Origin of the sequence: Absiella sp. AM29-15 (assembly GCF_003434225.1) — a bacterium.
In the GTDB taxonomy this organism is placed as follows: Bacteria; Bacillota_I; Bacilli_A; order Erysipelotrichales; family Erysipelotrichaceae; genus Hoskinsella; species Hoskinsella hominis.
The window spans coordinates 144,346-165,376 of sequence record NZ_QVFL01000009.1; the positions used below are offsets into that span (position 1 = coordinate 144,346).

General features: G+C 34.5%; 22 protein-coding genes and 1 pseudogene. 1 reads left to right on the plus strand and 22 read right to left on the minus strand.

The features are described 5' to 3' along the window. Window positions 1–53: 53 nt before the first annotated feature. The 4 genes from DW761_RS10840 to DW761_RS10855 form a co-directional block, all read right to left on the minus strand. On the minus strand, window positions 54–1,346 hold the full coding sequence (locus tag DW761_RS10840; RefSeq protein ID WP_117453745.1) for a GHKL domain-containing protein: 1,293 nt from the start codon (window positions 1,344–1,346) through the stop codon (window positions 54–56). Next, window positions 1,343–2,047 carry a LytR/AlgR family response regulator transcription factor gene (locus DW761_RS10845; RefSeq protein WP_128125144.1) on the minus strand — a complete coding sequence of 235 codons (705 nt, stop codon included), beginning with the start codon at window positions 2,045–2,047 and terminating at the stop codon, window positions 1,343–1,345. Before DW761_RS10845 ends, DW761_RS10840 begins: the two co-directional genes overlap by 4 nt. A 22-nt stretch (window positions 2,048–2,069) precedes the next feature. Beyond that, window positions 2,070–2,498: a helix-turn-helix domain-containing protein gene (locus tag DW761_RS10850; RefSeq protein WP_233513084.1), complete on the minus strand. Its 429-nt coding sequence runs from the start codon at window positions 2,496–2,498 to the stop codon at window positions 2,070–2,072. Between the two features lie 294 nt (window positions 2,499–2,792). Next, window positions 2,793–3,008 (minus strand): sporulation initiation factor Spo0A C-terminal domain-containing protein, encoded by a 216-nt coding sequence (locus DW761_RS10855; protein ID WP_158552230.1) that lies wholly within the window; start codon window positions 3,006–3,008, stop codon window positions 2,793–2,795. A 206-nt stretch (window positions 3,009–3,214) separates the two neighbouring features. On the opposite strand from DW761_RS10855, the gene DW761_RS10860 reads away from it, so the two are divergent. After that, window positions 3,215–3,436, plus strand: a complete 222-nt coding sequence (locus DW761_RS10860; RefSeq protein ID WP_117455892.1) for a helix-turn-helix domain-containing protein — start codon at window positions 3,215–3,217, stop codon at window positions 3,434–3,436. A 408-nt stretch (window positions 3,437–3,844) separates the two neighbouring features. Here the strand turns inward: DW761_RS10860 and DW761_RS10865 are convergent, their stop codons facing one another. From DW761_RS10865 to DW761_RS10955, 18 genes and pseudogenes are all read right to left on the minus strand, one after another. Beyond that, entirely contained in the window at window positions 3,845–4,516 is a 672-nt protein-coding gene (locus DW761_RS10865; RefSeq protein ID WP_117455894.1) for a hypothetical protein, read from the minus strand. A gap of 307 nt (window positions 4,517–4,823) precedes the next feature. Beyond that, window positions 4,824–5,081: a helix-turn-helix domain-containing protein gene (locus DW761_RS10870; protein WP_233509497.1), complete on the minus strand. Its 258-nt coding sequence runs from the start codon at window positions 5,079–5,081 to the stop codon at window positions 4,824–4,826. A 7-nt stretch (window positions 5,082–5,088) separates the two neighbouring features. Beyond that, entirely contained in the window at window positions 5,089–6,834 is a 1,746-nt protein-coding gene (locus DW761_RS10875; protein ID WP_117455898.1) for a VirD4-like conjugal transfer protein, CD1115 family, read from the minus strand. A gap of 56 nt (window positions 6,835–6,890) precedes the next feature. Continuing rightward, window positions 6,891–8,534 (minus strand): DUF3991 and toprim domain-containing protein, encoded by a 1,644-nt coding sequence (locus DW761_RS10880; RefSeq protein WP_117455900.1) that lies wholly within the window; start codon window positions 8,532–8,534, stop codon window positions 6,891–6,893. 132 nt (window positions 8,535–8,666) lie between these two features. Continuing rightward, the gene (gene mobP3 / locus DW761_RS10885) at window positions 8,667–11,378 is read right to left on the minus strand and encodes a MobP3 family relaxase (protein ID WP_207732778.1); all 2,712 of its coding nucleotides are present in this window, start codon (window positions 11,376–11,378) and stop codon (window positions 8,667–8,669) included. A gap of 66 nt (window positions 11,379–11,444) precedes the next feature. Further along, window positions 11,445–11,726, minus strand: a complete 282-nt coding sequence (locus DW761_RS10890; RefSeq protein ID WP_117455902.1) for a hypothetical protein — start codon at window positions 11,724–11,726, stop codon at window positions 11,445–11,447. After that, window positions 11,723–12,001, minus strand: a complete 279-nt coding sequence (locus tag DW761_RS10895) for a DUF6809 family protein (protein WP_117455904.1) — start codon at window positions 11,999–12,001, stop codon at window positions 11,723–11,725. Before DW761_RS10895 ends, DW761_RS10890 begins: the two co-directional genes overlap by 4 nt. Window positions 12,002–12,064: 63 nt before the next feature. Further along, window positions 12,065–12,463, minus strand: coding sequence for a ribbon-helix-helix protein, CopG family (locus DW761_RS10900; RefSeq protein ID WP_117455906.1), 399 nt, complete (start codon window positions 12,461–12,463; stop codon window positions 12,065–12,067). 66 nt (window positions 12,464–12,529) lie between these two features. Continuing rightward, on the minus strand, window positions 12,530–13,756 hold the full coding sequence (gene dcm / locus DW761_RS10905) for a DNA (cytosine-5-)-methyltransferase (RefSeq protein ID WP_117455908.1): 1,227 nt from the start codon (window positions 13,754–13,756) through the stop codon (window positions 12,530–12,532). A gap of 508 nt (window positions 13,757–14,264) precedes the next feature. After that, entirely contained in the window at window positions 14,265–14,678 is a 414-nt protein-coding gene (locus DW761_RS10910; RefSeq protein WP_117455910.1) for a hypothetical protein, read from the minus strand. Between the two features lie 28 nt (window positions 14,679–14,706). Next, the gene (locus DW761_RS10915) at window positions 14,707–14,892 is read right to left on the minus strand and encodes a hypothetical protein (protein ID WP_117455912.1); all 186 of its coding nucleotides are present in this window, start codon (window positions 14,890–14,892) and stop codon (window positions 14,707–14,709) included. A 36-nt stretch (window positions 14,893–14,928) separates the two neighbouring features. Continuing rightward, the gene (locus tag DW761_RS21435) at window positions 14,929–16,212 is read right to left on the minus strand and encodes a DUF3846 domain-containing protein (RefSeq protein WP_207732779.1); all 1,284 of its coding nucleotides are present in this window, start codon (window positions 16,210–16,212) and stop codon (window positions 14,929–14,931) included. 21 nt (window positions 16,213–16,233) lie between these two features. After that, the gene (locus DW761_RS10930; RefSeq protein ID WP_117455914.1) at window positions 16,234–16,917 is read right to left on the minus strand and encodes a DUF4314 domain-containing protein; all 684 of its coding nucleotides are present in this window, start codon (window positions 16,915–16,917) and stop codon (window positions 16,234–16,236) included. After that, window positions 16,877–17,332, minus strand: coding sequence for a hypothetical protein (locus DW761_RS10935; protein ID WP_117455916.1), 456 nt, complete (start codon window positions 17,330–17,332; stop codon window positions 16,877–16,879). The genes DW761_RS10930 and DW761_RS10935 overlap by 41 nt, the downstream gene beginning before the upstream one ends. Before the next feature lie 18 nt (window positions 17,333–17,350). Then, complete coding sequence (locus DW761_RS10940; protein WP_158552364.1) at window positions 17,351–18,436, minus strand: C40 family peptidase; 1,086 nt, start codon at window positions 18,434–18,436, stop codon at window positions 17,351–17,353. 38 nt (window positions 18,437–18,474) lie between these two features. Beyond that, window positions 18,475–18,954: a gamma-glutamylcyclotransferase family protein gene (locus DW761_RS10945; protein WP_117455920.1), complete on the minus strand. Its 480-nt coding sequence runs from the start codon at window positions 18,952–18,954 to the stop codon at window positions 18,475–18,477. Window positions 18,955–18,968: 14 nt separating this feature from the next. Continuing rightward, on the minus strand, window positions 18,969–19,973 hold the full coding sequence (locus tag DW761_RS10950; RefSeq protein ID WP_117455921.1) for an amidoligase family protein: 1,005 nt from the start codon (window positions 19,971–19,973) through the stop codon (window positions 18,969–18,971). Window positions 19,974–19,988: 15 nt separating this feature from the next. Then, a pseudogene (locus DW761_RS10955) lies at window positions 19,989–21,031 on the minus strand (type VI secretion protein); the annotation flags it as partial.

The window sequence follows — 21,031 nt, forward strand, 5'->3', positions numbered from 1 at the left end:
TTCTCTTACATAACAGGTTTAGATTTAACATGAGTGGTTAAAAAAAGACAGAGTTAAGTTACCCTGTCTATCTTAAAGCGAATAGTTGTGATAAACAAATTTTTATCCTCTACATACTTAGAATCTACACTACCTTCATATTTTTTTACTGCATCCCTAATATTATTTAATCCATACCCGTGATACTCCTTTGATTTCGTTGTAGTAAAATCGCCATCTATATGATTAATGAATGAACAACTATTGATAAATCGCATAATATAGTAGCTTCCCACCTGTTTAAAAGTAATTTCAATTATTTTTTCATCACATCTTATACAACTTTCAATTGCATTATCTAATATGTTTCCATAAATCGTACTTAAATCCACACTCTTGATTTTTTGCAGATTTAAATTTTGTATATTTAATTGAACGTCTATATCATATTCGTTAATCTTATCATGATACGCTTCTATCATTAAATCAAGAATCTGATTTCCTGTTATTAACATTGTATTCATAGAATGGTATTTAAGTAAATCCTCAAGATATTTCTTTGCCTGATCATATTCATTATGCTGTAGATATCCATTTAGCAAATGTAAATGTTTCTTATAATCATGACGGCTTTTCTTAGATTCCTTTACTTTATCTTGTGTCATTTCAAAATAAATTTGATTTACTTTAGCATTATGCTGAAGATGCTCATTTTCTAATATAAGTTTATTCTCTTCTAATTTTTGCTTGAAGATATTACAAACTGTTATATTAGCAACCAGCAATACCAATTCTGATATAAAAAGGAATATGTTACTTTTTACTGTCATTCCAAACGGAAAATGCATACTGATTATAATCATAACGGTAGATAGTGGAAGCATTAACAGCATTACTACATCTTTCACTAAAATCACATTTTCTACTTTTGCTTCCAAAATTGTAATTATGGTATTACTAAGTATAAACAATAAAATTGAACTTAACATGGTGGCAAAAAGCAACAATAGTGTATGATCCATTACATATGATATATCATAGAGATCTGGTATCAAAACCTGCATCATGGAAAAAGCTAGTTCTTCTACAGATACGGATAGGCAAAGAAACATGCTTATAAGAAAAAGTTTAAGACTTTTCTTTCCAGTAAACATACATGTTAATAAACAACCATACAAAATCATTGAAGAAATGAAATTATAGATTGGATGATTCATCTCCATAACTAAAAATTTTACAATTTCAATAACTATAATACTGAAAACGAATGTGCTTCTTCTTTTATTCACTTTTAATAATTGGCTACAAAAGAATATGAAAATCATTATCTCTGCCAGATTAGCACATAATCTTATAATTATTGTCATAATAAACTATCCAAATATTCATAGAACGCATCAATGAATTCATTATAATAAATCCTCGAAATATGCAATCTATCTCCGTTTTTCAACAATATTTCATTCATTTCCTTTTCATCTATCCTATCTACATTGGATAGATTAACAATTATACTTTTATTACATTTTTTGAATTTAAAATCGGATAGTTTTTGTTTCCATTCCTTTAATTGTATTCTCGTAGTTATTTTCTTACTTTTTAGATAAATGATGCTTCTTCGTTCAAAAGATTCAATATAGTATATTCCGTGTATATTAATGTGTCGCAATACATGATTCTCATCTTGTATTGTAATCTCATTTTTTCTTAAATTTATCAATACTCGCTGAAGTTCCTTTAACAGTTTGTCCTGTTGCAAAGGCTTTGTAAGAAATGCAAATCCTGTTGAACAAGCATCAGGCGCATATTCGATATTAGATGAATAATAAATTATATACGTATTACTCGATCTTTGTATGATCTCTTCTGCAATATCTAATCCAAGCTTATCCGGCATAACGATATCTAATATCACAATTTGATATTTCTCGATTTCTTCAAGCAGCTTATCTGCTTTAGAAAACTTCTCAATTTCCATATCTATCGAAATAATATTACCTATATTTTTCAACATTTTATAGGCTTTTTCTAGATCAGAGTTGCAATCATCACATATTGCTACTTTCAAAATAAAGGCCACCCCCCAATCTTTATGCTTCTTGGTTTCTCCTATCTTTTTCAAAAAAGCTTAATGCTGCTTCCACTAAAATAATTACAAATCTTTTTTGCTCATCAGTGCAGTCTTGACATAATTGTATCATTTTATTTGTAAATTGATTCCTATATGAAACAACATTATCACTCAGGACCTCATCAACAGAAACATCTAAAACATTGCAAATTTCTACTAGCGTAGCTAACCCCACTTTCGATTTAGCTGTTTCAATATTACTTATATGTGAAGGCGCAGAATCAGTTAGATTGGCAACCTTCTCTTGAGTATATCCCTTGTTAACTCTCGCAATTTTGATTCTTTTACCAATTGCCTTATAATCTAAATCCAATGCGACACCTCCTTTCTTATATTTTACATTATGCACACTACCATTAACATAACCTATATAAATGATTTCATTCATATATATCATTTTTTATTCATTCTTAAAGTAATAATGATTAAATAATGATAATTTTAGAAACTCAAATATGACACATGGTCAAAATCAACATATAAAATCTTAAATGCAAAAAAAGGAACTATAAACAATGAAAGACAAAAAAAATCAGAATTATCCCTTTTCAAGATTCTTCTGACTTCTAACATATTTTATAAATACTTAAGTTCTATATAAAATGAATATTTAATTAAAATGTAAATTAGATATAATTTCAGTTGAAAGATTACGAATATCTAACAGCACATTTATCATTCATTAAGACCTACTCTTTTGAAGATTCATAGTTACTATTTCTATAAACTCTTCAATTGTTGGTTTTTTATACCCAAACATTTTCATAAATGAGGGATTGTTTGCACTGTAAGCTTTTTCTATTGCTTCCTCCATATATATTCTCACATCTTGCACTGTAATTCCTTCTTCTTCAGCAATTTCTTGTATTACTTTATCATACTTACCATCAAATTTCATAAACTCACCATCCTTTTTATTCATTATAAATTATAGTCTTCTAAAAGACAACGTAATAATTGATATTATCAAATATAATTTAAATGAAATTATTCATAGGTCTTCTTTTTATGAACAAACTATCAACCTGTGTAGTCTTTATAAAGACAACGTAAATAAAGGTGTTTTCAAATATAATTTATAGAACAGGAAGGAGTGGTATTTTTATGATAAGTTATAAACCTTTTTTCGAAACACTTAAGCGCAAGAATATCACTCAATATCAATTGATTAAGGATTATAATATTCGTACAAGTTTATTGGATAAATTACGTAATGATAAAAACATATATGTGAGTACGTTAAATGATCTATGTAATATGCTAGAATGTGATTTATCTGATATTATAGAATATACTCCAGATAAAAATTTAAGTAACCTTGACTAACAACTCTCATTACTTCAATAATGTTAAGTTCCTTTTTCATTAAAAAACTTGATATTTTTTCCTTCACCGCATATAATAAAGATGTACATGAAGGTTGCATAGAAATATGCACAGAAAAGGAAGGTATTGGCGTACCTTCCTTTTTATATGTATTCGTTCAGCATAATATCTATGTTATTTCTTCTTTAACTCTTTGATAATTAGAAGAATAACGATTAACGTTAATGCTTCTGCGTACATTACAAAGGTTACATAGAGATATGCTTACTAAAATACATTCTGCCATTTTAAACCTATCGGTGGTTGAATACTGAGGCATAATACACCTCCACCACTTTCGTGGTGACTGTATTATATCATATAATGCTAAATGATAAAGGAATTATATTCATACATTTGCTGATGTATCTAATAAACCATTTGAGAAACAAAACCATCTTTTGCTACAAATAACGCAGTCAAATTCAATCGTTCTATAACTTCTTCAGATATTGATTTCCAAAAATCATGCTCATCCTTCGTACTTTTGAATATGATAGAGCATTTATAGAAATTTTCATCTATCATATTTATCGATGATAAAAATCTTTCACTAGCTGATTCATTATTGTATTTTGGTATTATCCACAATCCATATGGATCTTTTATTAAATACTTATTATCCAGTTCTTCATATTTGATCTTTTCTTTTCTCATCCAATTTTCAACAGACAAATTTATTTCATTAGTTATCCCATTTGAAGGAACATCAATTTTATTTCTATTCTTTGATCCAACAGGTCTTCCTCTTTTGCGAACAGTATGTAGGCTTTGTCTTTTTGACATATCTAAAATATTGTATTTGATTGTTAGTGCTGCTGATACTCCTGACTTGTTCTCCCTATCATATATAATTTGATCTCCTTCAAGCATACACTGTTTCATTGCAGAGCAACATTGTATTAGCGTTGGTGATCCTTTAGTTCCACACTTTGCATGCAGTTCTCCTGCTTTTAAAATTAAATATGATTCGTTTTTTTCTAACATTTCTTGCTTCTGTCTGTTGATTTCTAAAATATAGTCTTTTACTTTAATTCCCATGATATCCTCCAAGTATCTTACCCAATATAACAGTTATTTGAATATACAATATATATTAAAATTTACATAATAGCAATATCTTATTGTATAAATCCATTCATACTTCACATGTTTTAATGATTTCATGCCTCCTTTTAGATCTCTCTCAATTTAATCTGAACGATTTATTCCTTATTGACAAAATAACTTCATATGTATTCTCATGATTTCTTCTCTGTAAGAATACCTTAGATAATTCATTACAGATATGACACTGTGACAGTATCCATATGACACCATATATCGAGTCTTATCCCACTACCCATAATCAATTTAAAAAATACATATTGCTAGTAAAACCATTATTTTCTCTCTGCCTTGGTATTCGTAGAATATATCCATGTGATACAAGAACATTTAACTGCCTCCTAACGGTCCTTTCTGATAATTTAGAATCATGTGCAATCGTTCTTACCGAAGGAAAACAGCACCACGTTGTCCGATTAGCATACTGCAACAATACTTTATACACATTTACTGCATTTGCTGGAAGATCAGACGAACAGATTTTGCGATAGAAGTACATATAGTCCTTATCCAACTTTTACACTTCCCTTCATGATCTTCTCTTTGATTTTTTCTATATTGGCTTCATCCATACTTGATGGTTTTCCATATGTTCGTCTGATTATATCTTCCAACTGCATCACATTTGCATATTCTACTGTTCTTAATGATCTTTCATCATTCTTATATACCTTATTCAGTTGAATTCCCCACTTACTGAACAGTTTCAGCTTTGTTAAGATAGGGTGCGTTCCAGTTTTCATTAACACGAATGTTCCTTTCGGTAATGCCTTAAGCTCATCAGTTGTTAATAGATTACGCTGGATCATCTGCAAGGATTGAGAAGGATCATTCTTGCCTTTACTGACAGATCCGCTCAATACTGTTTTATAGCCTAGATTTTCACTCATGATCTTTGCTGTTTCACTGTTAGGTGCAAAGCCCCCAAATAAAGTGTCCTGACAATTATCCGTAATAATAGCAGCACCTTCCTTGCCATAGTTTTTCTCTAACTGTGCCAATGACTGAATAATGGCCACTATACTGACACCACGTGATCTACTAGCACTGAACATCATTTCTGCGGACTGTATCTTTGGAATCGTTCCTATCTCATCCAGAAACATAATGACCTTATTTGGTAATCTTCCACCTTGCTCATCTGCAAACGCTAAGATCTCACGATAATATTCCTGAATAAACAAAGAAATCAAAAAATGCTTTGTATTATCCTCTTCTGGCATGACCAGAAATATAGCAGACTTTTCTGAACAGAATTTCTCTATATCGATAGCCGTTTCAAAGCATAGGATCTGTTCAATTTCAGAATCGATGAATGCATTGAGCCTTGAAAGGACTGTTGATAGCACTGACTGCATCGCCTGTTCCCCTGTATTTAATGCCGAGCCTGCAAACCATTTTGCTTTATGGTCTTCTGGCAATAGATCCAGTAATAATTGAAATCGTGTTTTACCCTTTACTGGTGATGGCTGCAATAAATCCTGAACCATCTTAAACACACTAACGATATGCCTTTGATTATGTGGGCAAAGTTCTGCAACGATCAGAATGACAGATGTCAGCAAACCTTCAGCTGAATCATAAAAAAAGCTATTCTGCCCATAACTTGAGGTATCCCCATCTGAGAAGATGATCGTTTTTGCTATGATCTTAGCATACTTCTCTGTTTTTGCCTTAATCGCAATATTTGTCTTATCTTGCTTGTAAAGATCCATATACTTATTTACTAAATGAAGCATATTGTTTCCATCAGATGACATGGGATTTCTTAAATCAATCACAGCGATATGATAGCCATAATAATCTCTGGCTATTGCTCCATAATTTCGATATAAATCTCCCTTTGTATCTGTCGTAATGAAACTAACACCTGAAGCACAAGCATATTCCAAGTTAGGGTATAAAAAATATGCTGTCTTACCTACACCAGCAGCTCCGATCATCATCAGATGGACATCATCAACATCAACATATGCATGTACCCCATGACGAAAATCTCTTGTTCCTACGATCATTCCCTGATACTTTGGAAGATCTTTTCCTTCTCTCCATTTATTAGGTGTGTAGTTGATGCATTTATATGCGCACTGGATTTCTTTTGTTGTTGCAAATCTTGCAGTCCCATGTTGACCATCCCCAACTGTTTTTGATTTGATATGATTCAGATTGTAATTATTTCCAAAATAAACGGCAATTCCTATAATACAAAAAAATAAGCATCCTAATAAAATAAATGTTAATTTAGGTTCCATATGTCCTCCTATATAAAAAAGGAGGCAGACGTTTCTTCATCTGCCTTAGCCTTTCTTCAAATCATTTGCTGATTCATTTCTATTTGATCCATCTCGTTTACATCCACCGGTTCAACATAATCCACAAGAATATTCAATGCTTCTTCATAGCTGCCTGATTTAGTGACTCTCTCAAACATCTCTTCTGCTTCTTTATCCATACCAACTTCCTTGAGAGATTTAGTAGCAATTCCCATAAGATTAAAAATATTGCCATTTGATCCAACTAATGGTGATTGTGGTTTCATCTTTTTACCTACTTGATTATCTTCCTTTATTTCTTTCTGCTGTATTTTATTGAGCTGCTGCTGGCTATCAGTTATCATCATAAACGACTCATTGGCAAGCTTACGATACGCATTCGCAAGTTCAGTTTTTGATCCCTGATTATTCATTACCAGCTTTACAGATTGAAATGCTTTTTTGATTGATTCGATCCTGTTCTTTAAGCTTCCTTTATCCTTATATGAGCGATAGTCATCCTGTAAATAATCATAGACAGCACTGTTTTCATGAAATGCTGTATCTGGATAGAGACATTGATGTTCTAAACGAATTGCACAATCTGTAATGGTCTGAAAATCTTCTTTCAATTTCTTGCAGTCATTCTGACCTTCATGATTTAATCCATAATACATATTGGTGAACGCTTTGGATAAGTCTTTATGCTGGATCATTTGAGATGGTGCAGCAGATTTCTTTAATTCTCTAATCATCTCACTTGCAAGCTGAAACTTAGGATTATCGACACCTTTCTGCGGTGTAAGTCCATGTGCTGCCTTCAGATCTTCATTGAAATCCTTATACTTAGGCACAGCGATGGCAATCATCTGATAACCCAATTCATTTAAATGATCGCTCATCCGCTCTACTCCTTCACTACCTGCTATATCATGGTCAGCACATAGTATTACAGACTGCAGATTTGGGTTTTCTTCCAACATGGTTTCCATTGATTGCATCCCTAAGCCGCAAAGTGCAACATAACTATGCTGCTGCCAGTTGTCTTTATGTAGGGAGATATAAGAAAGCATATCAATCGGAGCCTCAAAAACATATAGACTTTCATCGGTTCCTCTGTAATTGAAACTGTAGCATGGATCGGATCCTTCTACATTACCACGATAGCTTCTTTCTCCTTTTGTATATGTACTTTTCTTATGTGCATGTCTGGCAATTCCTTCTTCATCTGCACCTACAAAAACAGCATTATGATATTTTGAGTCTTCATAGATCAAACCTTGCTGAACAAAGAAATCTACAACTTCCTTATTGATATACCTAGTTTTCAACAAATAGGCATATGCTTTTTTCATATCTGGATTATTGGGCGGTAGTTTAAATGGTTTGACTTCTTTATTCTCTTGATGCTCTTCCTTGATCTGAGATCCTGTATCATTTGCATAAGATAAAAGAAGTTCCATGGCATCTGGATATTTATAGCCATAGAACTCCTCTAAAAATTTAAGTGGATACCCTCCCTCCTGTGTTTTATGTTTAAACCATTTATTGTCCCTAATCGTCACACTGGTATATCTCTGCCATCTAAATTCTCTACCGGATTTAATTAAAGTTTCTCCATTCGCTCTTAAATAATCAACTAAGTTGATACTATTGGCCAGTGCTATCTGCTGATCTGAATATTTTCTATATTCTGCCATATTTATTACCTTTTCCTTTCACATGCTCTATTTTTAAATGTATTTTTTTTGACCGCCTTTGATTTGGCCTTGACCAGACCGAGATTCTTTATTTTGTGTAGATCATATTTCTTATGTTTCATACATTCACTCCTATCTCATATTGATTTCATGATCTTTGGCATTATGTCCCTGTGCTATCTTCTTTTCCTTTATCTTTTTAGCAAGTTTTTTATCCACACCTGCAAGAGGGGACTTGCTGTTATCAGGAACTGTTTTTGTAAAAATCCTTGATATATGATGAAGCAGCCTTGTAGTCATCAATACCAGTGGCTGATGATGATAATCATCCATATGCTCCAACAGATACATGGCATATGTATTTCCTTGGATTGCTGCTTGTTCTAAATAACTTTTCGCCTTCTCCTTATCTTGTTCCACCTCTTTCCCAAACAAAAAAAGTTTGCCTAACATATATTGGGCAAACGAATTATTCTTATCACTGGCCATTTGTAGGTAGCTTATTGCTGCATCTACATTCTTTTCAACATGCTCACCTTTTAAATAGATATTGCCGAGCATTATCTGAGCATATTCATTTCCAAGTGAAGAGGCATTCTGTAGATATGAAATACCTTTATCAGGATCCATATAATTAATATCATTTAAGAAAACTTTAGCCAATGCATACATGGCATAGCTGTTTTTTTGTTCTGCACTGAGTGTCAGATAATGTACTGCCTTTTTCTTATCCTGTTCTACCAGTATCCCTTTTAAATACTCCTTTCCAAGTAAGTATAGTGCCTGTGGATTCTCTGATTCTTCTAGCCATTTGATTGCCTGAGGAATATTGGCATAATCATATTCTTTCAAATAGATCGTTGCAAGAAGATATTTTGCATTCTTATTGTCGAAAGATATTGCTTTTTCCAGATATTTCTTAGCACTTTCTGTATCTTTTTCTACCCCCTTCCCATAATAGTTCATCTCTCCAAGACGATAAAGCAGGTTATCATCTTCGCTATTTTTTAGCATTCCTTCAAACTTACGATAGGCTATCTCATAATTAAGATTCGCCTGTTTCTCATCTTTTGGTACTGCAGTTCCGCGGTCGTAATAAGTTCCTACTTCATAATTGGCGAATGCATTTCCTTTGGTAGCTGATTTATCAAAGTATTCGAATGCTGTTTTATCTGACTGTTCTACATAATAACCTCTTTGATACATCCTGCCTAGACAATACATTGCATATTCACTGTCACTTTGGCTAAAGTGATGATACGCTTTTTCATAATCCTGTTCACAGCCTTTTCCATAGTAATAAAACTTTCCTGTTTTATATTGGAGATAGGACTGTATAAAATCGTTCTTATCTGTACTCAAGATTTCTAACGATCCTTGCAACGCCTCTTTGTATAGATCATAAGATTCAGGATTTTCTTTATTCTCTATTTCTAATACTTTTGCAAGCAATTCATAGCCTAGTATGTTATGTTGATCACACTCTTCTTTAAGGAGGGATTTTGCCTGTTCGATGTCTTGCTGCACATCATCAGAACCATAGAACAGCTTACAAGCCATCTTATAATTTTTGCTCCATTCTAGACGATATCTTGCTGATAGATTTGTTGTAAGATTCTGAGGTATATCATCCACTTTTTCACTTTCAACATCCTCAACCACTATATCTAATTCAGGCACCTGAAGTGAGGGAAGCTGTTCATCATAAGTTACTGCGTTTACATCATAGTTCATTACCTCCTTTAAGATCATATTCTTGATGCTCTTGAATTCTTTCTGTTCAAGCAAGGGGAGTTGTTCTTGTAATGATCCATTGTAGGTTTCAAATACACTTTGCCTATACAAATTCCATTGCTCATAAAGTTTCTGAACATGCTCTTCTTTTTCTAGTTCACGCACGATGTCATTGACAAGCTGCTTAGATTCTTTTGGTATATAGGCAAACATCAGCCTACCTTGATAATCTTTTAATGATTCCTTTAGGGCAAGAAATTTCTCTATGATGATACCATTTTCCAGATGGTCTTTTTGTCCTATTTCTTTCAAAAGTTCCTGTACAGTTTTCTGACTGTAATTCTTTAATTCATCTCTGGCTTCTGTTTGATTTTTATAAATATTCATGAGATCCTGATGAAATATCTCACTTGCAAACATCTTCCTTATTTTTTTGATACCTTGGTTAGTGACGAACCCTTGTCTTGGCTCCTTTGAATATACGACCATATGAATGTGTGGGTGGTGCCCTTCATTATGAAATGCCGCATACCATTGCAAATTATTAGAATCAATACGCATAGCTTCCGCAAGTTCATTCCTCTTGGCACGACAGAGATCCACCCATCCCTGTGCATGATCGTAACCAAGACGAGAAGCATCTTCCCGTTTCAAGGAAATAATATGTGTCCAAACTGTTCCTTCATGTTTACCTACTTCTTGAACTACCTGAGATAAGTCAATTTTCTTTCCACTGTCGCTGAACAATCCATGTTCTCCCAAGCGTTCCACTCTTGGGCGATTTGCAATATAGTCGACATAGTTTTCTTTGGTAGCTATATCAGTAAGATTTTGATCCATAACAGCTGAAATAAATTCACTGGCATTCCTACGTGTAGGTTCATTTATATAATCTTCATATTCAAAGATTGTCTTGCTGTCAGGATAATCTTTCAAAAGATTTTCTATCAGTTCCTGCTGTTTCTTTGTCACCGGTTTATCTCCATGACTCATCTGAAACTTTTCGACACCATCTCTTGTAGCGATATAATTTAAATAATACTCTTTATGTCTTTGATTTTTTAAATACTTTGTTTTAACGATAATTTTTGGTATGCTATCACTCCTCAACTGATGAAATTAAAAGAAAAGCAGATACATTGATCTGCATTTCCATAATACTTGCATATTTGTCAGCTATTCTTCATCATTTAATTCTTTTGCCAATCGCATTCCCATTTTAAATCCCTGTTTAAAATATGCAGCAAGTTCCAAATTCATTTTAGTGAAGCATGCATGTTCTAACTCTGCTAATTGTTCCTCAAGCAATGTAGTATCATTTTCATTATGCGTCTTTAATATATTCTCATGTAATATATCAATATCATTTGCTGCGTTTCGTAATTCCTCTCCTTGCAAAAATGATTTCGGCATTTCTACACCATAAGTTTGAAGAACATCAATAACTGATAACTTCATAATTCATCCAGTTCTTCACGAAGCTGTAAGCCAAATTTGATACCTTTTTTGAAACATTGAATAAGTTCTTCCGTAGTGAAATTGAACCATGCATTCTTCCATTCATCAGATAATGTTTCTGCATCTTCAACTCCATTTTTCTTTAGTTCATCAACGATTTTCTGATTGATTGCTAATGCTTTCCCAAGTGCCTCCTGATACTGTTTGTCTGTTGGAGTTTTCATCGATTCCGCACAGTATTGTCCATGATAAAGTTGACTCAATAATCTCTCCATGAGTATTGCCTCCTTTCAGCAACACACAGTATCACAGACCTTTTGATTTATCTAGCATTAGTTCTATGTATTTTGATATTTATACACTTCTTCAAAATTGATCTTTCCTAATGTTCCTTTCACATCTTTAATACATTTCGCTCTCAGTTTGCGTAAAGTCGTTTCATCAATTTCTGCGGTAGCGGATAATACATTCATCATCATTGCGAGTTCCACTGCATTTTTGAACAGGACTCTTGCAATGCGATCTTCGCTTGTTTTAACGATACCATTTAATGCCGATGATAAAGCAATGGGAAGATACTCGTTCTCTTGCGAACGAGTATACCCATCATAAAACTTGATTGCTTTTTCAATCAGTTCACTCCTGCTTCTACAGTTATTTCTTTCTGTTATGCTGTCAAGAGAATCAAATATTTCTGGACTTAACCATATCGTTGTTCTTTGTTTATTGGTTGTCATCTTCACTTCCTCTCCTTTCCTTAAAATCATTTTCTTATGCATGTACATTCAGATGATAATTTATGCTCAGAAAAACTGCTTGAAAATTGCCTCAAGGACATCTACTACGATACTGTTCCCTGCCTGTTTATAAAGCTGTGTTTTACTACTTACTTTAGCCGCTTTTTCATAATCCTCATCATTGAAGCCCATCAGCCGCCAGTATTCCAATGCGGTTAATGTTCTTACATAAAATGCTCTGCCATCATTCATCTTAGATACAACTGCTACATCATGACTGGCTGTTTTAAGTGTCTGAATCATCCCTTTCTGTACGACACCTCTTTTCTGATGTGGACGATCAATATAAACTCCATCTCCATCTTCAGCTATTGCATAACCTTTTTTCGTATTTTCTTTCATTGCTATACACTCAACAATACTTCTTGTTTTTGATGCCAAGATCATTGGCACGATGCCATATAGAATATGTTCATTTTCTAACTTCATTTCAGAGTCAATTTCACCATATATTCTTTCTGGCTTTGTAGTTAAGGTGCTGCAGAGTTTGCTTATATCCATGATCCTTCTATGCTGATCGAACTTTCCGCTCAATACTTTTACAAGCTGTTCTCTATTCAAAAAATAACTTTCATCAACAGTGTCTTCTAACATATCTTTCAGGCATAGTTCTAAAGGTTTCGGCTCTGGAAACTTATAGAAGTAATCCCCCAGTATCGACACCATATATGCTCGGTTTCTTGTCTGAGGAATACCATAGTCTTTCGCATTCAGACACTCTATGTAGTTGCTGTAACCAAGACTTTCAAGGACAGATTGCCATTGCAAAAAATCCTTGATATTTTTTTTACCAACCACATCTGGGACATTCTCCATCAAAAGAATCTGAGGTAATTCCACACATTCTTTCAGTAGTCTTTCGACCTCCCAAAGCAGGCCTGATCTAGTTCCGCTACCTTTGCCCATACCCAAACCTTTTCCTGATTTAGAAAGATCCTGACAAGGGAATGAATAGGTCACAATATATTCATATTGATCTCTATTTACTATATGCAGATCATCAGCGGTAATCTTGGTGATGTCTGAAACATTGAAATCAGTATTGTGAATCTCATTGTAACTGTCGACAGCATGTTGATCTACTTCAATGACACGATAATTTTCATATCGTACATGCAGTCTTTTCAAAGCTGCTGCCTGTGCACCGATACCTGCAAATAATTCTATCAAACGGATAGGTTTTGTAATCTTATAAGGTTTCTTTATTAATTCAAATAGATTTAATTGATTCATTTTTTAACCAACGAATCAATGCATGCATCATTTAACTAGTATTATATCTTTCCTTTCTGATATTTCGTTAACATCCCTTCCCTGTTACCAGATGAAAAGACAATGAAATGATGCATATCCTTTGAAAACGCCATAACTAACGACCTTAGAAATATCGAATACTTGGTCTATATTTTGCTTAATCATCAAGACCAACGCCACACTTGACTTCTCATGGACTGTTACGACGCTTTTCAATTTTTTAAGAAAGCCTTATAACAGTGGGCATTGCCCGCTGTTGTCTGACGTATCGGCGACATCAGACGCCGATACTTTAACCTGCAAAGCTAACCTATCCTCAAATTTATGACTAAATTTCCATTTGCAAGTCTATCTATTTATAATCTCTACGATTCGCTTCACCTCCTTGTTTATGTGACGATAGGCATTATTACCCTATTTCATTTACAAAACCGCACACAAGGCTCACAAATCGCCGACAGGGTGATACATATTAGTTTCAGGATCCTCAATTCATCTTCATGCCAATTTCGTTATGAACGGATTGTTCCAGATTTTGCTCATTCATCATCATTTCCCTTAATCGTTCAGCATTGTTTACAAGATTTTGATATTCATGCAACTCTTTTAAGGTGTATGAGCCTTTCGCTATCTTTTGTTCATGCTGCTTTAATGATTCACTAAGCCATTTTTCAACATTATTGAATGTTTCCCAGTATATTTCGTTGTCACTGATATCCCTGAAATCTGTCTTACATTGAAACACAGTACCATCCTTACAAGTAATATCAACAACCTCTTCATATCTATCGTTCACGTATTCATCTGACATTTCTGCCACTTCAAAACCTGCATTACGTTCGATAATTGCGTGCCACAATTGTCCCATCCTTTGTGCTACGATGATCACCTTTTGAGCCATGCATTCCACCTTCTTTCTTTAATCTCTCTCATTCATCATGTTCCATTTCTTCAATGAAATTACGTACTTCTGGCTTGACGATTTTCTTATATAACTGATCCAATAAGCAATTCATTTCATTGTCTAATGTCGTATCTTTTTTTGCTAACACAGAATTTAATGCTCTGATACGTGCAGCAGGATACTTTAATTTTATTTCTGTCATCTTTAACATAACTCATTTCCTCCTTCACAGATGATATAAAAAATCTTATTCAAATCCATAAATCTTGTAGCAAATTTCTGGAATATCTTCCTGTTTCAGATCTTCGATTTGTCCGAATCTTTCCATATACAATGCAATATCCTCTTCACTTAACGAACAGAAATCTTCACTACCATCCGATCCGACAATCAAAAACGTACCTACCAGAACATCATTACCGAAACGACGATTTGCTTCTAGACCGATATACTTTCCTTCCTCATTACAGATCAAATCAGCAGTATCGCTTAATTCTACGAGTTCGATTTCTCCTTGAACGATTTCTCGTTTTGCATCAAGTGTGTTCTCTATGACTTCGACTCGTGGTTTTTTCTGCGGTTCTACGACTAACACTTTGATTTTTTCTTCCTTCACGTGATGAAGATCGTAGATATCTTCAATCAAGTTTGCTAATTGATTTTGCTTGATGAAAGCTTTTGTGTTTGGCATGAATGCTGTGTATCTAGCATAACTCGCCCCTGAAGAATCTACCAGAATACCATGCTCATGAGCATTACCGATCACTAGCAAACAATGACGTAGATCATCAGAATCTTTATACATCAGCTCTCTATTTTCCTTTAGAAATCCGTATTCAGAGAGTAGATGTCCAGCAAAATGATTGAAATCATCATGATTCAATTCGATGATTTTTTCAATCCTGCAACGCTGAGAATTGATTTCAGTATCCTTGCATGAAAACACCGCATCAGTATATTGCTGTTCTTCTCTTATTCCATAACGAAAATGTTTCTGTAAGTCTTCGACATATGGTATATAGCAATAATTCTCTACCGTATTTCTTCCATCTATTTGGATGATCATTGCATCTGGATCCTTGCTTCCCTTAATTAACAGATATTGTATGGAATGACCATTCTGGGATAATATCTCTCGATTATCTCTGATAAAATTGTAATTTTCATTCAAATGTTCTTTGAAATAATGGTAATCCTCATCAGATAAAGTAATAACATTATCTATTACGATGTTATTCAAGGACAGCCTTTCTTTTGCACTGCTTAACTTGAAATTCATGCTGTGCGCTGTAACTTTTTCTTTATCATATTCCATATATGTTTCCATGATATGAAATTCATCTTCTCCTTCTATGAGGCCTAATCCTCTGCCATTGTCCCAAAGCATATGGATCGTACCTGCATCATCAACATGTAGCACCGTGCCCAATGTACCATCCGGAACAGCTTGCATATCCTCCATGTGCTTCAACTCGATTCTTGTTCCTACAGGATATTTTTTTCTGAGTTTTTCTGTTTCTTTTTGTGTCATGATTTTAACTTCATCTCTTTTCTATTCAAATTTCATTTCTTGTTTACATACGATTTCTTCTGGTTCTTCATTTAACACCTGTGCAAATGTTTCATTTATACGTTTAAAATTATTTTGAACATTGCTGATTTCCTGTTTCTTGATGCTTATCTTATTTTCCAGTTCTGCAATTTCATCTTGTAATTGCTTGATGGTATTCTCTTCGATTTTTGAAAGATCAGACATTCTCTCAAATTCAATCTTATTTGGGTAATATCGCTTTCCAAAATCTGAATGTTCAAATACTAAGTCACCATCTTGGATAATTGTGATCGTTTCATAAAATGGAGAGCCATGATAAGACATATCCTTTCCCTGACGTTGTTCAACGATATTACCGATATGAAACTCTGCATTTTCCTTTTTTAATGCTTCTATAACATTCTTCATACGTTTCTCAACATAGATCACTTTTTCTAAATCAACCTTAAACTCATCTTCACTAGGATCGATTGCCATAGGCATACCATTCTCCCAATCCATGTGTATCATTCCTCCATCATCTACAAAATCAACAACACCATGTGTACCTTTAGGAACTGGATGATCATCACACATATGAAGCATAGTGATTTTTGTTCCACTTGGATATATTTGTTTCAGGTGCTCTATTTCTGCTTTTGTTCTAAACACTAAGATCACGACCAATCTGCATATCTTCTTCAAGTTCTTCTTCTCTTACACACTTTAGAAACTCATCGTTTTGTACAACGACTTCTTGTCCAAAGACCTGTTTCATAAATCTCTTCACTTTCGGTAAAGGATCAGGGAAATAGCCTTCCTCTTCCCTGAGTTTACACAATTCATTGGCAATATAATTGGCATCTTGCATTGTTTCATTTGTTCTTGAACCCCATGATATTTCTGGCCATATTCGATCAATATAGGTACCGCATGTATTCAATAATGTATCTCCATCTTCATTCCTTACGATGATTACATTTGCATATCGTCCTACATTTTGGATGAAATTGTTGATATCCTTTAGATAAAGATGACATCCAACATCGTAGTTATTTACAACGAATCCTGTATAATGTGTTTTCAAATATCTATCCAGCCATTTAAAATCTTCTTCCATATCTTTTATCCTTTCTTCTTATCTGTCCTTCATAATATTAAGACGACAGTAAAGATTCCAATACGATACAGTATTCATAGAAACATTGTTATCTCCTGCATTTTCATGGATCCATACTGCTTCTCCCTTATCATTTTTGCCTGCGTAGATTCCAACATGTGTGGATGTACCTCCTTCCATTAAAAACGCAAGATCTCCTGGTTTTAACTCACTTGGGCTGATTTTCACACATTGTGCTATCTGACCTGTAGTATTCGTATTGCCAAGGTTATTGTTCATAACTGTCCAGTAAACCCAATCAACAAAGTGTGAACAATCCATTCCTTTTAAACCTCTACCTGCCTCATCTGGGGCAACAGGTTTCCCGAAATCATTGCCGTCATAACCGGGATATGAGGCCGCACCTCCCCAATAATAAGGTATCTTTCCAACTGCATCTGCTGCTTGGATCACGATTTGTTTTCTTAACTCACTTGTATCCTCAGGTAAATTTTCTATTAATTTTTCTATTTGCTCTTTAGAAAGTGTTGTTACCGTTCCTGATGTTCCTGCACCACCTCTTAATCCCTCCACAACTTTTAGCATTAATTCCTTTGTATCTTGATTCAATGCTAAATTCATATTATGTTCCATCAATGAGAAGATAATAGCGGTGTCATTCACTGGATGCTTTTTTGTTTCATTATGTTCCTCTTTTTCTCCTGTTCCATTTTCAGATGGTTCAATATAGCATTGCATCCAATCATCTACATTTTCTTCTGTCAGGTGAAATTGCTGATTAGAAAACATAATGCCTATATAAAAACCTTTAACAAGGTACGCATCGACTGATTCCCCTTCTGCAAAACCAATATTCTCTGTATCTATTTTCTGATTCAGTATGGGTATCATTCCTTCTATTTCATGAATGAATGCTATCTGATTCGATTCCATACCTGTTATAGAAACAGGTACACCATTAAACAGATCAAATATCAAATTATGGTTGAAATTGATTCCATCAGAAAAGATTCCGCCAACCAAAAAAACAAAAGCGATCACAGGAGAAAGAAGAGCAATCATGATCTTCTTTCCCAGATTCTGTGTACTTTTGTTTTTCAACATAGTGAATGCTTTGACTCCTTTGAGTACAGCTGCCCACATTACTTCATCCCCATCTGCATTGCTTCCATATCCAACTGCTTATGATAGATATCTCTACTCCTTTGAACAGCATCATCCAAAACATCACAGTCTAGTCCGCAGTCCCTATATCCCTGCTGGATCGTTTGATAATACGTTTGTGAAGGAACACCGATTTCATATTTAGGATCCATAATGTATGCCATAGCCTCTGCACTCTGTCCCTGTATCTGCATTGCGAAACTCTTTTTGTAATACAGATTGGGATACCCTTCGTAACGATCCAGTGCCAGCTCATCCCGATCACTGATCTTCCATAGCCCAAAAGGAACACATTTTCCCTCCTGTGGCTCTATTGTTGCAACTGCATTTCTGCCTCCACGAAACAAAAGCTGATAGTTGGGAATCTCTCCAACACCTACCAGCTGTGCATCAGGACAGCGAAATTTCATTTGCTCTTTATTCAGATTACTGCCATATGCTATATATAATTTGCTCATCTTTTATCATCTCCTTACATGCTCATGACAGGTCCTTCCTCCTGCATCATATCTGCTTCAATCGGTTCAGAAATGTCTTGAGCCGCGAGTTCCTCTTCCCGCTTGATTCGTAATCGCTCCTTTTGTCTTTCTGCCTGAGCAGGATCTTTCCATGCGATACAACCATCAAGATTTTTTAGCAGATGTAGTCTTGCGGTTTTAAATTCATCACCTATCATTCCGAGTCTGAGGAGCCAAGTGCGAAACGTGTATTTCTCATTTGTTGATTGTGTCTTTCTCCTGCTTGCCTTTTTTTGTGTCAATGCCTGATTGCTAATTGCCAGACAAAACTGAATATAGGATTTGATTTCTCCTGCGTGAAGTGTTCCATTAAACAATCTGAATTCAATCGTTCCTTTTGAAAAAACACTATGTAGATTCAGCGCATGGTAGCGGGATCTATCATAGTGTTCATTAGCTCGAAAGGTATTATCGTTATACCAGATCTTTTTCACTTTATCTAAACTGTCAGGTTTAGCTCTATTTAATTTTTGGATAAATGCTTCATCAACTTTTTTACAATAACGATTTTCTCTGGAAACATCAACTTGTAATGCCTTATAGATCAGATCCTCTTTTGAATACATAATATTAGTTATATTACGCAAGGATCTGGCATCATGCTTAGAGGCATCTATATGAATATGAATACCACAGCTGGAATTGACCTTCGCATGACCTTTTCTTAGCTTTCTGGTTATTTCCTGTATGGTTTCAATATCTTCATAATTGCAAATTGGACTAACAACTTCAACCTTATATTCTGAATCATATATCCGATTCCTTCCTCTATATGGTGTAATACTTGAATCGAACATAACCTTCCATTTACGTCCGTCTTGATCCTTTACCGTATATGTATCATAGTAATCATGTTCTTGACTTGCCTCACTTTCAAAGTGCTTTGCGATAATATTAGCGGCTGAAGATCTTGTGAGGCCAGTCATCTCGATTTCGATTCCAAAATGCTGATCCTTCATTATAAGCTACCTCCATCATCTTCCTCCCTGTTCACCGAACAACCTTTCTTTATATTCAGGAGCATGTACTGCCAGATTATAACGCTCATTTCCGCATTTATATAAACAAACACCACGCTGTGGATATTTAATCAAATCATATTCACTTTCCTCCAGCTGCAATGTATCGATATAAAACTTTGAATCCGTATTACCGGCATTGAACAGAAAAGCATGAGCAGGAATGGAAAATAAGGGTTTTGTCAGTTCACGAATACCCTCGATATTGAAATCCTCGAGGTTTTGTGATGCTAGGATTACTGCACTTTCTTTTTTACGAACACGCTTCATGAAGTTTCGGATATATTCCACAGCAGTCATATTGGTAAGGAAAAGATACAGCTCGTCAATGGATGCTATAGTGTGTCCATTCGTCAGCAGCTCATTAGACATGAATGACAGAATATTGAACAGTAAGGCATTCCTCAAAGCCTTATTCGCCTGTAACAATCCCTTAACACCAAATGTTAAACATTGATTTCCTGTTATATTCGTATGTCCATTAAAAAACTTACTGTCGCTTCCAATACAGATGGAATGAAGCAGCAGTAAGATTTCTCTCAATGTATCTCGCTTAAAGATATGCGTTCCATTATCCTTGAAATGCTTATATTCTTCATCGATATAGTCATAAAGATCTGATAGCATGGGATATCCATCATGACGCAATTTTGTTAGATCCGTCTTCTCTGTAATATCAAAATGACTATATAATTTGATCAACATGATCTCCAGTGTATCCAGCTGTTCATCACTGAAATCCTTATAAGTTTTGAAGAAGTCCTTTAAGAAAGAAATATGTTGGGACAATATCGTTGTTTGTTTAAATGTTTTAGGGATTGCATCATCTTTTTCATCCACTTCGTAATCGGCAGTAGTCCATTGTTTAGGTTCCAGTACATTGATGATATATCTGCCTGACATCATATCGATAAACGTTCCTCCAAGATTTCTTGACAATTCTCCATAGTCGACTAAGTCAGCGAGATTACTCCCGCTTTCTCGTCTAAGAACCGTAC

Coding starts and splice junctions, on each gene's coding strand:
- DW761_RS10840 (WP_117453745.1), bottom strand. CDS start 1,346: ATGACAATAATTATAAGATTATGTGCTAATCTGGCAGAGATAATGATT.
- DW761_RS10850 (WP_233513084.1), bottom strand. CDS start 2,498: ATGAATGAAATCATTTATATAGGTTATGTTAATGGTAGTGTGCATAAT.
- DW761_RS10855 (WP_158552230.1), bottom strand. CDS start 3,008: ATGAAATTTGATGGTAAGTATGATAAAGTAATACAAGAAATTGCTGAA.
- DW761_RS10860 (WP_117455892.1), top strand. CDS start 3,215: ATGATAAGTTATAAACCTTTTTTCGAAACACTTAAGCGCAAGAATATC.
- DW761_RS10865 (WP_117455894.1), bottom strand. CDS start 4,516: ATGGGAATTAAAGTAAAAGACTATATTTTAGAAATCAACAGACAGAAG.
- DW761_RS10870 (WP_233509497.1), bottom strand. CDS start 5,081: ATGTACTTCTATCGCAAAATCTGTTCGTCTGATCTTCCAGCAAATGCA.
- DW761_RS10875 (WP_117455898.1), bottom strand. CDS start 6,834: ATGGAACCTAAATTAACATTTATTTTATTAGGATGCTTATTTTTTTGT.
- DW761_RS10880 (WP_117455900.1), bottom strand. CDS start 8,534: ATGGCAGAATATAGAAAATATTCAGATCAGCAGATAGCACTGGCCAAT.
- DW761_RS10890 (WP_117455902.1), bottom strand. CDS start 11,726: ATGAAGTTATCAGTTATTGATGTTCTTCAAACTTATGGTGTAGAAATG.
- DW761_RS10895 (WP_117455904.1), bottom strand. CDS start 12,001: ATGGAGAGATTATTGAGTCAACTTTATCATGGACAATACTGTGCGGAA.
- DW761_RS10900 (WP_117455906.1), bottom strand. CDS start 12,463: ATGACAACCAATAAACAAAGAACAACGATATGGTTAAGTCCAGAAATA.
- dcm (WP_117455908.1), bottom strand. CDS start 13,756: ATGAATCAATTAAATCTATTTGAATTAATAAAGAAACCTTATAAGATT.
- DW761_RS10910 (WP_117455910.1), bottom strand. CDS start 14,678: ATGGCTCAAAAGGTGATCATCGTAGCACAAAGGATGGGACAATTGTGG.
- DW761_RS10915 (WP_117455912.1), bottom strand. CDS start 14,892: ATGTTAAAGATGACAGAAATAAAATTAAAGTATCCTGCTGCACGTATC.
- DW761_RS21435 (WP_207732779.1), bottom strand. CDS start 16,212: ATGACACAAAAAGAAACAGAAAAACTCAGAAAAAAATATCCTGTAGGA.
- DW761_RS10935 (WP_117455916.1), bottom strand. CDS start 17,332: ATGGAAGAAGATTTTAAATGGCTGGATAGATATTTGAAAACACATTAT.
- DW761_RS10940 (WP_158552364.1), bottom strand. CDS start 18,436: ATGTTGAAAAACAAAAGTACACAGAATCTGGGAAAGAAGATCATGATT.
- DW761_RS10945 (WP_117455920.1), bottom strand. CDS start 18,954: ATGAGCAAATTATATATAGCATATGGCAGTAATCTGAATAAAGAGCAA.
- DW761_RS10950 (WP_117455921.1), bottom strand. CDS start 19,973: ATGAAGGATCAGCATTTTGGAATCGAAATCGAGATGACTGGCCTCACA.